Source organism: Streptomyces nojiriensis (assembly GCF_017639205.1).
Lineage (GTDB): Bacteria > Actinomycetota > Actinomycetes > Streptomycetales > Streptomycetaceae > Streptomyces > Streptomyces nojiriensis.
Window position 1 is genome coordinate 3,203,442 of sequence record NZ_CP071139.1, and the last position, 11,886, is coordinate 3,215,327.

Below are 11,886 nucleotides of genomic sequence, written 5' to 3' on the forward strand. Positions count from 1 at the left end.
ACAACTCCTAGTCCCTGGGTAGGCCGAGGATCCGCTCGGCGACGACATTGAGCTGGACCTGCGTGGTGCCCCCGGCGATGGTCAGGCAGCGGGACATGAGCATCCCGTGCACCGCCCGCTCCCCCGCCCCCTCCCGCACCGCGCCCGCCGGCCCCAGCAGTTCGAGCGCGAGCTCGGCGGTCCGCTGCTGGTGCGGGGTCTGGACGAGCTTGCGTATGGAGGCGCCCGCGCCCGGCTCCAGCCCCGACACCTGCTGGAGCGTGGTGCGCAGCCCGATGCAGGCCAGGGCGTGGGCCTCGGCGGCGAGTGCGCCGATCCGCGCCCGGTACGTGCCGTCGAGGTCGGCGGCGCGCGCGAGGAGCGCCTCCAGGCCGGTGTCGAAGGTCATCTGGTCGGCCATGTGGACGCGTTCGTTGCCGAGGGTGTTGCGGGCCACCTTCCAGCCGCCGTCCGCCGCGCCGACCAGCGCGTCCGCCGGGAGCACCACGTCGTCGAAGTACACCTCGTTGAAGAGGGCCTCGCCGGTGATCTCCTTCAGCGGCCGGACGTCGATGCCGGGGGTGTTCTTCATGTCGACGACGAAGTAGCCGAGCCCCTTGTGCTTGGGCGCGTCCGGGTCGGTGCGGGCCAGCAGGATCCCGAAGTCGGCGCTGTGTGCAGAACTCGTCCACACCTTCTGGCCGTTGACCTTCCAGGAGCCGTCCTCCCCGCGCTCCGCCCGGGTCCGCAGCGAGGCCAGGTCGGAGCCGGCGCCCGGCTCCGAGAAGAGCTGGCACCAGGTGACGTCGCCGCGCAGGGTCGGCAGGAGGTGGGCCTCCCGCTGGGCGGGCGTCCCGTAGGCGAGCAGCGAGGGCACCACCCAGGTGGCGATCCCGAGGTCGGCGACCTTCACCCCGGCCGCGCTCAGCTCCTGCTGGACGACGAGCTGCTCGACGGGGCCCGCCCCGATCCCGTAGGGCGGCGGCAGGTAGGGGGCCGCGTAGCCGGTGGGGGCCAGGATCCGGCGCGCGGCGGCCGGATCGAGTCCGCGCGCGTCCGCGATGGCGGTACGGGCCTTCGCGCGGTACGCCTCGGCCTCCGCGGGCAGTTCCAGGCGCAGCTCGCGCCGCGCACCGCCCGCCGCGCACCGCACGGCCCGTACGCGGTGCCCGTCGCCGGGCCCCAGCAGCTGGCGGGCGACCAGGGCCCGCCGCAGGTAGATGTGGGCGTCGTGCTCCCAGGTGAAGCCGATCCCGCCGAGGAGCTGGATGCAGTCCTTGGCGCAGGAGTAGGCGGCGTCCAGGGCGGTCCCGGCGGCGAGGGCGGCGACCAGCGAGCGCACGTCGGCGGGCTCGTCCATCGCCTGTGCGGCGTCCCAGGCCAGCGCCCGGGCCTGTTCCAGCCGGACCAGCATGTCGGCGCACAGGTGCTTGACGCCCTGGAACTGCCCGATGGGCCGGCCGAACTGCTCGCGCACCTTCGCGTACTCGGCGGCCGTGTGCAGCGCCCAGGCGGCGGTGCCGCAGGCGTCGGCGGCGAAGAGCGTGCAGGCCAGGTCGCGGACCAGGGCCTCGTCCAGCGCGAGCAGCCGGTCCGGGCCGGTGGCGACCCCGCGCGCCCGCACCTCGGCGGTGGGGCGGGTGGGGTCGGCGCTGTCGTGCGTACGGATGTCCAGCGCGGCGGCGTCGACGGCGAACCAGCGGGTGCCGTCCGCGGCCTCGGCGGCGAGCAGCACCAGGTCGGCCTCACCGGCGCCGAGCACGGGCGGGGCGAGTCCGTCGAGCAGGTGGCCGCCGCCCTCGACGGCGACGGCGGTCAGGGTCCCCGGCCCGAGCGCGACCGCCCCGACGCGGCCTGCGAGCGGCTCGGCGCCGGCCCGCTGCAGCAGTACGGACGCCAGCGCGCTCGGCAGGTACGCCCCGGGCAGCGCGGCCCGGGCCGTCTCCTCGACGACGACGGCCAGGTCGAGCAGGGTGCCGCCGTCCAGGTGCGGGGCGAGCAGCCCCTGCGCGGTCAGCGCGTCCCAGTAGGCGGGCCGCGCCCCGGTCTGCGGCGGGGTGTCGAGCAGCTTGCGGACCTCCTCGGGAGGCATGGCCCGCGCGACCCAGCCGCGCACCGCCTCGGCCAACTCGCGCTGCTCCTGCGTGATTCCGATGCCCATGCGCGGCAGACTAGAACACGTTCCAATCTGACGGAAGGTCAGATGAAGGGTGATTCGGGGACCGGGGGCGGGAACCGGCCCCCGAGGGGGTGACGTCCTCGGACTCACAAGATCGACTGTGAGTTCGAAGGAGTCTGGAATGACCGGCACGGCCACCCGATACCTCTATCTCGCCCGGCACGGTGAGGCATCACCGGACGAGAGCGGGCTCACCGAGAACGGCCGCCGACAGGCCGTACTGCTCGGCCGACGCCTCCGGGACGTCCCCCTCGCGGCCGTCCACCACGGCCCGCTGCCCCGGGCGCAGCAGACGGCCCGCCTGATCGGCGACCAGCTGACGGGCGTCCCGCTGCACCTTTCGGAGGTCGCGGGCGACTACGTCCCCCACCTGCCGCAGCGGGATGAACTCCCGCCGGAATCGGCCGACTACTTCCTCGATTTCCTCGCCGGTGCCAGCGCCGAGGAAATCGAGCAGGGACCCGCGCTGGCCCGCCGGGCGATGGAGCTGTTCACCGGGCCGGTGGACGGCGCAGAGGACCGGCACGAGCTGGTCGTCACGCACAACTTCCTGGTCGCCTGGCTCGTCCGGGAGGCCATGTACGCGCCGAAGTGGCGCTGGCTCGGGCTCAACCACGCCAACGCCGCCCTGACCGTCATCCGCTACGCGCCCGGCCGGCCCGCCTCCGTGCTCCTCTGCAACGACATGCGGCACCTGCCGGCCGAACTGCGCTGGACGGGCTTCCCGCCCGAGTCGCACATCTGAAGGAGACCCTCCGGGGGCGCGGTTTCCCGCGCCCCCTCGGGTGGCGCCGGGTCGGCGAGCGGGTTCAGAGGAACCACATGAACTGGACCCTGATGGAGAGGTCCTCGGGCCAGCGCGCTTCCATGCGGACCTTCACCCACCCCCCGTCCTGGGGCGCCACGTTGTGCAGGGTGACGACCGCGGATCCCAGGATGGGCTTGTCGGTGACGGGACTGAACTCCGTGACGTTGGCGAGCACCATGGCCCAGGCCCCGCCGAAGCCGGGCAGCTTCACCTCCCCGTCGAAAATCCCGTGGCCCCGGAAGTCGAAGGTCTGGGCGGCCATCTCCGGATTGAACTGCGCCTGGCCCCCGCTTCCGCCCGTGGACGGGAGCGCCTGCTCGGGCCCGGCCTTCACCGCGGCCTTCACCGCGTTGCCGCTTGCCGTTTTCTGGGTCATGTCCGTTCCCTTCGGTGAGGGGGGATCCCGACATGGCGCAGGCGTGTCGAAATCGGCACGCCATGCCGGTGCGGGGATCTCCGGAAGACCGGGCCGTGTACGCCGGCGGCTCGACGAGGAAGGACGTCCCGGCCTCGCTGTGCGAGCCGACCGCGGGTGTTCCGGTCTGCTTCTCATGGTGGGCCGGATCCGGGTCGCCGCGACCCCCTGACTTCAGGGATGTACGAACCGCGGATCAGCGGGTCAGCGCGGCACCGAGTTCGTCGCGCCCGTCCGCTCCGGTCTTGCGGAAGACCGCCTTGAGGTGGTCGTTGACCGTGTACGCGGACAGGTCGAGGCGGCGGGCGATCTGCTTGACGGACGCCCCCGTGCGGAGCTGCGTGACGACGTCGCGCTCCCGGGGAGTGATGCCGTACCACGCGCACAACGACGGCAGGACCAGGTCCCACGTGGCCCCCTGGACGACGAGGGCCACATCGCCCGCGGCGTCCGCGTCGAGCACCTGGCCCTGACAGGTGGTCCAGCGGCCGGAGGCCGCCGGGGGCGCGCACACCAGGGGAATCGCCCCGCCCTGACGGCGGGCCTGCGTCCGGGCGACGAGGGAGAGCGAGACGAGGAAGGCCCCCGGCACCCACGAGGGGATGGCGTGCGCCGACCACTGGTCCAGCCACAGCTGCGCCTGCGGGCTGACCGCCTTGATCCGGTGGTCGGGACCGACGGTGATCACTCCCGCCGGCAGAGGGGGAACCTCGGGGCAGAGCGGACCGGCCGTCGCGTACCGGCGCAGGGCGGCCAGCAGTGCCGGTACGAGCCGGGCCGCCCGCCGGACGTCGTCCTGGCCGAACGGCGCGGCACCCGCACAGCGGAGCAGCCCGAGAGCCCCCCACACCCCGCGCCTGTCCTGGAGGAGCAGCCGCAGCTCGGAACTCGCCCCGTAGGCGGTCAGGATCTTCCGCACACGCGGGTCGGGCACGGGCGACCCGTCGGTGCCCGCGCCCGCGACGACGGCCGGGGTCCGCAGGAGGGTCGGAACCGCCGACCGCCGCGGGTCACCCCCCAGATGCCGGTGCATGACGAGCTCCATGACCAGCGCGGGATCGTACTGGTGCCAGAAACTGAAACTGCCCAGCCCAGGACCGGTTGCCGGATCGGTTCCCACCAGGCTCAACGCGTCGTGGGCCACGATGGGGGCGAGCACGCGCGAAATCCCCGCTCCGACCTGCTCGGGGCCGGCGTTCTGGCTCGCCGCGGCATGGAGGTCACACGCCAGACGCCTGTCGTCGAAGAACGCAAGGCCCACATCGCACCATTATCCCCGCATGTGCGCGGCGCGGCCCAGGCTGCGCACAGGAGCCCTACGGGCCTTGCGCGAGCAGGCCGGGCTCCTTGCAGATCCACCGACCTGAAGCGGCTGGCCAGGGCGGCCGTTCAGTGCGTCGGCGCGCTGTCCGGAACCAGCCGCGTGGCGGTGCGGATCAGACGGGCGAGGGCGAGTGAGCGGCTGTGCGGGGGCCAGGCGATGTGGGTGTGGACGGGAGGTGCGTCGGTCAGGGGCACGGCGGCGTGCTCGTGCCATAGCCAGGTGCGCGCGGAGTCCGGGACGACGGCCATGGTGCGTCCGAGGGCGATCAGCTGGGCCAGCTGCGTGTGGTCGCGGACTTCCGGGCCTGGACCGGGTGCGTAGGCGCCGTGTCGCGGCCAGCGGGCGATCGGGAGATCGGGGACGTCGCTGATGTCGGCCATGGACAGGACCTTGCGCGCCGCGAGCGGGTGCCTTGCGGGCAGGACGGCGATCCGCCCCTCGGTCAGCAGTTCCTCGCTGTCGAACCCGGCCAGGGAGTTGAACGGCACGATGAGGAGCGCGACATCGGCGCGGCCGTCGCGCAGCATCTGCTCCTGCTCGGTGAAACCGCCGGCCAGCACCTCGATCTCGGCGGCGTCGGGCTCGGCGGCGTAGGCGTCGAGCAGCCGCTGCAACAGATCGTGGGAGGCGGCGGCCTTGACCGCGATGACCAGGCGTTCTCGGGGGCCGCCCGGATGGTCCGTGCTGCAGGAGCGGCGGGTGCGTCGCGCCGCGGCAGCGGTCGCGTCCAGGGCCGCGCGGCCCTCGTGCAGCAGCACCTGACCGGCGCCGGTCAGGCGCACGCCGCGGCGGTCGCGGTCCAGCAGACGGACCCCGAGGCGTTTCTCGAGCCGCTGGATGGCTCTGGACAGCGGCGGCTGGGCCATGCCCAGGCGTCCCGCGGCGCGGCCGAAGTGCAGCTCCTCGGCGACGGCGATGAAGTACCTGAGCTCGCGGGTCTCCAAGGCGTCCACGACTGCCCCCTTCCTGCGCTGATACCTGGCGGGTATCGCAGGATACCGTTTCGGTGTTGGACGCTCCGCTCGGCCGAGGGCGAGCATCAACGGCATGAGCAAAGCAAAGATCGCGCTGATAACCGGCGCGAACAAAGGCATCGGGTACGCGATCGCGGCCGGTCTGGGCACCTTGGGACACCGCGTGGGCGTGGGAGCCCGCGACGAAACCCGGCTCGGGGAGGCTGTCGAGAAGCTGCGCGCCGCCGGGGTCGACGCGTTCGGCGTGCCGCTGGACGTGACCAGCCGACGCAGCGTCACCGAGGCCGCCGAACTGGTCGAGCTGGAGGCCGGGGGCCTCGACGTCCTGGTCAACAACGCCGGCATCCCGGGGGAGATGGGGCCCGGGTGGGCCCAGGATCCGACCAGCCTCGATCTCGACGTGGTCCGGACGGTGGTGGAGACCAACGTGCTGGGCGTCATCCAGGTGACCAACGCGATGCTGCCGCTGCTGCGGCGCTCCGGGTCGCCCCGCATCGTCAACGTCTCCAGCGGCGTCGGCTCCCTGACCCGGCAGGCGGACCCGGGCATCGACATCGGTCCGGTCATGGCGGCCTACGCGCCGTCGAAGACGTTCCTCAACGCCGTCACCGTGCAGTACGCCCGCCACTTCGCCGGCACGGACATCCTGATCAACGCCGCCTGCCCCGGCCTGGTCGCGACCGACTTCACCGGCTTCCACGGATCCCGCACCCCCGAGCAGGGCGCAGCCACGGCGATCCGGCTCGCCACGCTGCCGGACGGTGGCCCGACCGGTTCGTTCTTCGAGGACGACGGGACCATCCCCTGGTAACCCCGCGCCACGAACCACCGACTACTGTCCCGACCAAGCTTGATCGAGACATCCGGTTGGGAGCCTGGCGCCGTGGAAGACTTCGCAGAGCTAGGGCTTCGCCGCTCGATCGCTGACGCCGACTCTCCGGCCTGGCACGTCAGGGCGGCCGCCGGACGACGGCTGGCGGCGGCGCCTCGGATCGAGAGCGTCGCCGGTGTCCTGCACCGTCTGCTCCTGGACGCCGAGGACACCGGGGTGACCTCCGATACCGCTGCGGCCCTGTTGGCTCGGAGAGATCTGGCCGGCCTGCGTGCCGTGCTCGCGGCCCGCGCAGTGGCGTCCGGCGAGGGAACGGCCGATCAGCTCGCTGCGGAACTTGACTGCGACCCGCGCTGGGCGACCGGAGAGGACGGCGCCGAGCTGATCGCGCAACTCCGAACGCTGACGTCGGATACGGACCCGGATGTCCGCAACGAGGCCCTGCTGCGGCTTTCACACCTGCGCTGACCGGAAGGGCGGGCAGCGGCCGGGGCCCGGCCGCCACGGCGTTTTTGTCCCGGCCCCTACCCGTCCACTGACCGACGGCACGGTCGCCCCCGTCGTCGCGGGCAGGGCGCCGGGTCCCGGCGCCCGGGTCAGCACCGCAGCTCCGCCACGCGCTCGCTCATCACCTCCACGGCGTCGCGCAGCAGAGGACGCGGCCCGGGGTGGGCCTCCCGGATGAGCTTCACCGCGTGAAGCTGCCGACCACTCGTGATCAGCTCGTCCACCTCTTCCCGGACCACCGGCGGCAACGCGTCCCAGATCGAGTTCTCCATGTGCCGATCCAAGCAACTCGCCCACTCCCACCGCCACCGTATTGACAGTGCACCCCGCGCCAAGGCGGTCCGAGTACACCCGCAGATAGCGGGTCCACCGACTCATTCACCCCAACTCGGGCTTATATACAGGCTGTTGAGTACAGATGAGCCGTTCACTATAGTCGGCACGGACACGGCCGACCCGGGTCCGAGCGTGCCGCATTCGGGACCCAACTCCCCTTCGTGGCGCCCGATTTGGCGTCGGCGGGAACACCACTACGCAGGGGGACGAACCATGCGCATGAAGCGGGCCCTGGCACTCTTGGTCGCGGCAGCCGGTGTCACCATCGGAATGGCCACCCCGGCCAGTGCATATGCATGCCAGACCGGTTTCTTCTGTCTCTACTACAACTCCAACCAGGGCGGCGCCCGCTGGTTCACGGACGGCGACGTGCCCAATCTCGCCGGGGAAATATTCACCACGTGGGCCACTGGTGAGGGCGAGCCGGTGAAGAACAATGCCGCGTCGACCCAGAACGCCTCGAACTACTGCTACCGGGTCTACTACAACTCGAACTACGCCGGCCCGTACGACACCGTCCAGGCTCACACCTCCCGGAACCTTGTGAACACGTACAACAACAACGCTTCCGTCCGAGACATGATCTGCTGAGCATCGGCACCTGGCCCGGGAAAGGGTGTTCCGCAACCGCCGTCGCGGCCGCGGAGCACCCTTCCTTGCCACCCGTAGAGGAAACCAGTGAACGTGGCCACCCCTTCCACCAGAGCGTGCGCCGGCATGGCGGTGCTCCTGCTCCCGCTCCTGTCCGCGTGCTCGGCCGGCACCGCCGGCCCCGGCGAACCCCCAGGCCGGACGGCGGCGCGCAGCCTCACCGACAGCAAGGCCCTCGAGCTGCCCCTGGACGAATACCTGCTGACGACCGCCGACGCGGGCGTACTCGCCCGCGGCCGCGATTCCATCATGCAGCGGTGCCTCAACGGATTGGGCGCCCCATATACCCCCAAAGCGCGGGGAAACACCGATATCGAAACGAACGAGCGGCGCTACGGCCTGGCCGACGCGGAGCTCGCGAAACAACACGGATATCACGTGCCCGACATGGACAAACGGGCCGAAGACTATCCCTCGTCGGTCATGCCGCTCGTCACGGGTGAGGTGCCCACGTACAACGGCGTAGCCGTACCGCAGGGCGGATGCATCGGAGAGGCGCAGAGGGAACTGCACGAGGTCGAGCTGCAGGACGCCTTGAATCTCCCCCACAAACTCAACATGGAAAGCTACGCGAAGTCGCAGAAGGCTCCCGCGGTGGTGAAAGCGACCGAGGAGTGGTCGAACTGCATGAAGGAGTCCGGGCACGCCTACCCTGACCCCCTCGCCGCAATCAACGACAAGGAATTCAGCGCCGCGATCCCCGGACCGCACGAGAAGGAAGTGGCGCTCGCCGACGTCCTGTGCAAGCAGAAGGTGAACCTGATCGGCATTTGGTCCGACGCCGAAAGCGAATACCAGAAGTTCGCGATCGAAGCCAACAAGAGCACCTTGGCGGCGCCGCTGGCCGCCAAACAGAAGACCGTGGCCGCCGCGAAGGCCGCGGCCGCGCAGTAGGAGTTCGTGACCGCCGGCGCGGAAATCGCGTGGCCGCCGGGTTCGCGGTGCAGGTATCGTCCGGTCCCCCGACCCGCCGTACCGGCGGACCCGTTCAGAGAGCGACGCACATGACCAGCCCCCGGACCACGACGACCCTGTGGCGCCCCACCGGCCCCGAGGAGCTGGCCCTGGTGCGGGAGATGAACTGGCGTGCGTGGCCGCCCCGACTGCCCGAGCAACCGATCTTCTACCCGGTCCTCAACGAGGACTACGCGATCAGGATCGCGCGGGACTGGAACGTGAAGCACAGCGGCGTCGGCTTCGTCACCCGCTTCGAGGTCGACTCGGAGTTCTTGAGCCGCTACCCCGTCCAGCAGGCGGGCGGGCGGACCATCCTCGAGCTCTGGGTTCCGGCCGAGGAGCTGGACGACTTCAACGCCCACATCGTCGGTGAGATCCAGGTGACCCACGAATTCCGCTGAGGCGGATCACCGACCCCGACCAGAGGTGGCCACGCGAGCCGGCATGACCCCGAGGACAAGGTTCTCCATGGCCTCGGGCATCCGGCCGAACCGGGCGAGCCGGTCGGCCACGGCATACAGTTCGCCCCACCCGCCGAAGCGGTCGTCCTCGCCCAGCGCGAGCAGCCGGCCCGCACAAAGACCGCTCCGGGCGCCATAGGCTGGCCGGAACTCATCCACGACGGACAGGGGGCCGAGATGACCGAGCCGACGGTCGAGCAGGTCATGGCCGAGCTGGCGGCGCTGGAGGACCCGCGGATCCGCGAGGTCAACGAGAGGCACGGTGACGATCACGGTGTGAACCTCACCAAGCTGCGCGCGGTCGCCAAGCGCCTCAAGACGCAGCAGGACCTCGCACGCGAACTCTGGAGGACCGACGACAGCGCGGCGATGCTCCTGGCGCTGCTGATCTGCCGCCCGAAGGCCTTCGAGCGCGACGAGCTGGACACCATGCTGCGCGGGGCCCGCACCCCCAAGGTGCACGACTGGCTCGTGAACTACGTCGTGAAGAAGAGCCCGCACTCCGAAGAGCTGCGCCTCGCCTGGTTCGCGGATCCCGATCCGGTGGTCGCGAGCGCCGGCTGGGCGCTGACCACCGAGCGGGTCGCGAAGAAGCCCGACGGCCTCGACCTCCCGGGGCTGCTCGATGCCATCGAGGCGGAGATGAAGGACGCCCCGGAGCGGCTGCAGTGGGCGATGAACCACTGCCTGGCCCAGATCGGGATCGAGCACCCCGAGTACCGCGCCCGTGCCCTCGACATCGGCGAGCGCCTGGAAGTCCTCAAGGACTACCCGACCCCTCCGAACTGCACATCTCCGTTCGCGCCCGCCTGGATCGCCGAGATGGTGCGACGGCAGCAGGAGAAGCAGTAGGAGGGGCGCTCAGCCGGTTTTGACCGGCACGGGCTTCAGCGCGGCCTTGGCGATCTCCTTGGCCTTCTGCTCGCAGCCCCCGGGCTGGTAGAGGCCGACCCAGACGACCAGGTTGCCGTGCCGGACGGAGAGCGCGCAGGTCCATTCGGTACTGCCGGGGGACGCCCAGTACGCCCCGTCGCCGAACCCCAGGTTGTTCACCCGCTTCGCCCCGGCCCCGTCCGTGGCGAAACCGGCCTGCTGGAGCCTCGCGTTGGCTCCGTCGTCACCGCCCCGCTTGACGTCCCACCGGACCAGCGCGGTCCGCCGGTCGGCCAAGGAGTCGTACCAGGTGCACATCGTGTGCACCTCGTTCTTGTTCGCGCTGTGGAAGTCCTGCTTGGCATCCCGCCCGGTCAGGGGGATGTACTGGGTGGCCTTCTGGCAGGCCGGTACGTCGGCGTAGGCCGCGGGACCAGCGCCTTCCGCCGCCCGGTGGTCCAGGGTGTACGCACCCACGCCGACGCCCGTCGCCACCAGTACTCCGGCGGCCACGAGCGCCACCGTCCGCGACCGCCTCCGGGGCGGGGTCGGCGCCGGCTCGGCCGGCGGGGCGGACTCCGAGACCTCGACCGCCCGCTCCGCCACCTCATCGGGCTCGGGCTCCGGCTCCGGCTCCGGCACGGGGAGCGGTTCCGGCGGCGGCGCCACCACGGTCGCGGTGTCGGCGGACAGCAGCCGGTCGATCTCCGCCCGCTGCTCGGCCTGCATCCGGTACACGGCGGGCGGCCACTGCAGGCCTGTCGGAGCGACCGGCCCGAGGAGTTCGAGCAGCTGCGCCGGGGTGGGCCTGGCTGCCGGGTCCTTGGCCAGGCAGCGCTCCACGATCCCGCGCAGTCCGTCGGGCACCGCGCTCAGGTCGGGGGTGGAGTGCACCACGTCGTAGAGCGTCTGGAGGGTCGAGGTCCCGGCGAAGGGGCTGCTGCCGGTGAACGCCATCACCAGCATCGATCCGAGCGAGAACACATCGCTCGCCGGTGTCAGCGGCTTGCTCTCGGCCTGCTCGGGCGACATGAAGGAGGGCGAACCGATCACCCAGCCGGTGCGCGTCAGCCCGGTGTCGCCCTCGACCTCGCCCTCGGTGGCCCGCGCGATGCCGAGGTCGATGACGCGTACCCCGTCCTCGGTGAGGAGTACGTTGTCGGGCTTGAGGTCCCGGTGGATCAGCCCCGCCCGGTGGATCTCCGCGAGCGCCGACGCGAGCCCCGCCGCCAGCCGGTGGACGACGGCCTCCTCCAGCACGCCGTCCGCCCGGACCACGGCCCCGAGCGAGGGCCCGGACACGAACACCGAGGCCAGCCACGGTGTCGGCGCGTCCGGGTCGGCGTCCATGACGGCCGCCGTATAGGCACCGGAGACCTTGCGCGAGGCCGCGACCTCGCGCCGGAAACGGGCCCGGAAGTCCTCGTCGTCGGCGAAGTGCGCGAGCACCTGCTTGACGGCGACCAGCCGCCCGTCAGGCCCCGCGCACAGCAGTACCCGCCCCATGCCTCCCTGCCCGAGCACGCCGGCCACCTTGAACGGCCCCACGTGCGTCGGACCGGCCGGTCCTACGCGCTCCATTCCCCCGAC

The 11,886-nt window shown here is 71.5% G+C and carries 14 protein-coding genes; 7 read left to right on the plus strand and 7 right to left on the minus strand.

All coding sequences use genetic code 11. The annotated features are described in order from the left end of the window. Nucleotides 1-7 precede the first annotated feature (7 nt). Entirely contained in the window at nucleotides 8-2,140 is a 2,133-nt protein-coding gene (locus JYK04_RS14915) for an acyl-CoA dehydrogenase family protein (protein WP_189747824.1), read from the minus strand. Nucleotides 2,141-2,279: 139 nt separating this feature from the next. Here JYK04_RS14915 and JYK04_RS14920 point away from each other — a divergent pair, with 139 nt between their 5' ends. Beyond that, a complete protein-coding gene (locus JYK04_RS14920) occupies nucleotides 2,280-2,903 on the plus strand; it encodes a histidine phosphatase family protein (RefSeq protein ID WP_189747822.1) in 624 nt (207 codons plus the stop codon). A gap of 64 nt (nucleotides 2,904-2,967) precedes the next feature. Here JYK04_RS14920 and JYK04_RS14925 read toward each other — a convergent pair whose 3' ends face one another. From JYK04_RS14925 to JYK04_RS14935, 3 genes are all read right to left on the minus strand, one after another. Next, complete coding sequence (locus tag JYK04_RS14925; RefSeq protein WP_189747820.1) at nucleotides 2,968-3,342, minus strand: hypothetical protein; 375 nt, start codon at nucleotides 3,340-3,342, stop codon at nucleotides 2,968-2,970. Between the two features lie 235 nt (nucleotides 3,343-3,577). After that, a complete protein-coding gene (locus JYK04_RS14930; RefSeq protein WP_202186060.1) occupies nucleotides 3,578-4,540 on the minus strand; it encodes a helix-turn-helix transcriptional regulator in 963 nt (320 codons plus the stop codon). A gap of 230 nt (nucleotides 4,541-4,770) precedes the next feature. Continuing rightward, nucleotides 4,771-5,658, minus strand: coding sequence for a LysR family transcriptional regulator (locus JYK04_RS14935; protein WP_189747816.1), 888 nt, complete (start codon nucleotides 5,656-5,658; stop codon nucleotides 4,771-4,773). 94 nt (nucleotides 5,659-5,752) lie between these two features. Here JYK04_RS14935 and JYK04_RS14940 point away from each other — a divergent pair, with 94 nt between their 5' ends. Then, nucleotides 5,753-6,490, plus strand: coding sequence for an SDR family oxidoreductase (locus JYK04_RS14940; RefSeq protein ID WP_189747814.1), 738 nt, complete (start codon nucleotides 5,753-5,755; stop codon nucleotides 6,488-6,490). 72 nt (nucleotides 6,491-6,562) lie between these two features. Further along, nucleotides 6,563-6,979 (plus strand): hypothetical protein, encoded by a 417-nt coding sequence (locus JYK04_RS14945; RefSeq protein WP_189747812.1) that lies wholly within the window; start codon nucleotides 6,563-6,565, stop codon nucleotides 6,977-6,979. Between the two features lie 128 nt (nucleotides 6,980-7,107). Here JYK04_RS14945 and JYK04_RS14950 read toward each other — a convergent pair whose 3' ends face one another. Next, the gene (locus JYK04_RS14950; protein WP_189747810.1) at nucleotides 7,108-7,290 is read right to left on the minus strand and encodes a hypothetical protein; all 183 of its coding nucleotides are present in this window, start codon (nucleotides 7,288-7,290) and stop codon (nucleotides 7,108-7,110) included. Nucleotides 7,291-7,567: 277 nt separating this feature from the next. Here JYK04_RS14950 and JYK04_RS14955 point away from each other — a divergent pair, with 277 nt between their 5' ends. The 3 genes from JYK04_RS14955 (at nucleotide 7,568) to JYK04_RS14965 (ending at nucleotide 9,363) form a co-directional block, all read left to right on the plus strand. Continuing rightward, nucleotides 7,568-7,945: a peptidase inhibitor family I36 protein gene (locus JYK04_RS14955; protein WP_229876925.1), complete on the plus strand. Its 378-nt coding sequence runs from the start codon at nucleotides 7,568-7,570 to the stop codon at nucleotides 7,943-7,945. 93 nt (nucleotides 7,946-8,038) lie between these two features. Beyond that, on the plus strand, nucleotides 8,039-8,899 hold the full coding sequence (locus JYK04_RS14960; RefSeq protein ID WP_202186062.1) for a hypothetical protein: 861 nt from the start codon (nucleotides 8,039-8,041) through the stop codon (nucleotides 8,897-8,899). Nucleotides 8,900-9,009: 110 nt separating this feature from the next. After that, the gene (locus JYK04_RS14965) at nucleotides 9,010-9,363 is read left to right on the plus strand and encodes a hypothetical protein (protein ID WP_189747806.1); all 354 of its coding nucleotides are present in this window, start codon (nucleotides 9,010-9,012) and stop codon (nucleotides 9,361-9,363) included. 6 nt (nucleotides 9,364-9,369) lie between these two features. Here JYK04_RS14965 and JYK04_RS14970 read toward each other — a convergent pair whose 3' ends face one another. Next, complete coding sequence (locus JYK04_RS14970; protein WP_189747804.1) at nucleotides 9,370-9,582, minus strand: hypothetical protein; 213 nt, start codon at nucleotides 9,580-9,582, stop codon at nucleotides 9,370-9,372. An 18-nt stretch (nucleotides 9,583-9,600) separates the two neighbouring features. Here JYK04_RS14970 and JYK04_RS14975 point away from each other — a divergent pair, with 18 nt between their 5' ends. Beyond that, nucleotides 9,601-10,275 carry a DNA alkylation repair protein gene (locus tag JYK04_RS14975; RefSeq protein ID WP_189747802.1) on the plus strand — a complete coding sequence of 225 codons (675 nt, stop codon included), beginning with the start codon at nucleotides 9,601-9,603 and terminating at the stop codon, nucleotides 10,273-10,275. Between the two features lie 9 nt (nucleotides 10,276-10,284). Here JYK04_RS14975 and JYK04_RS14980 read toward each other — a convergent pair whose 3' ends face one another. Further along, the gene (locus JYK04_RS14980; RefSeq protein WP_189747800.1) at nucleotides 10,285-11,877 is read right to left on the minus strand and encodes a serine/threonine-protein kinase; all 1,593 of its coding nucleotides are present in this window, start codon (nucleotides 11,875-11,877) and stop codon (nucleotides 10,285-10,287) included. Nucleotides 11,878-11,886: the final 9 nt, after the last annotated feature.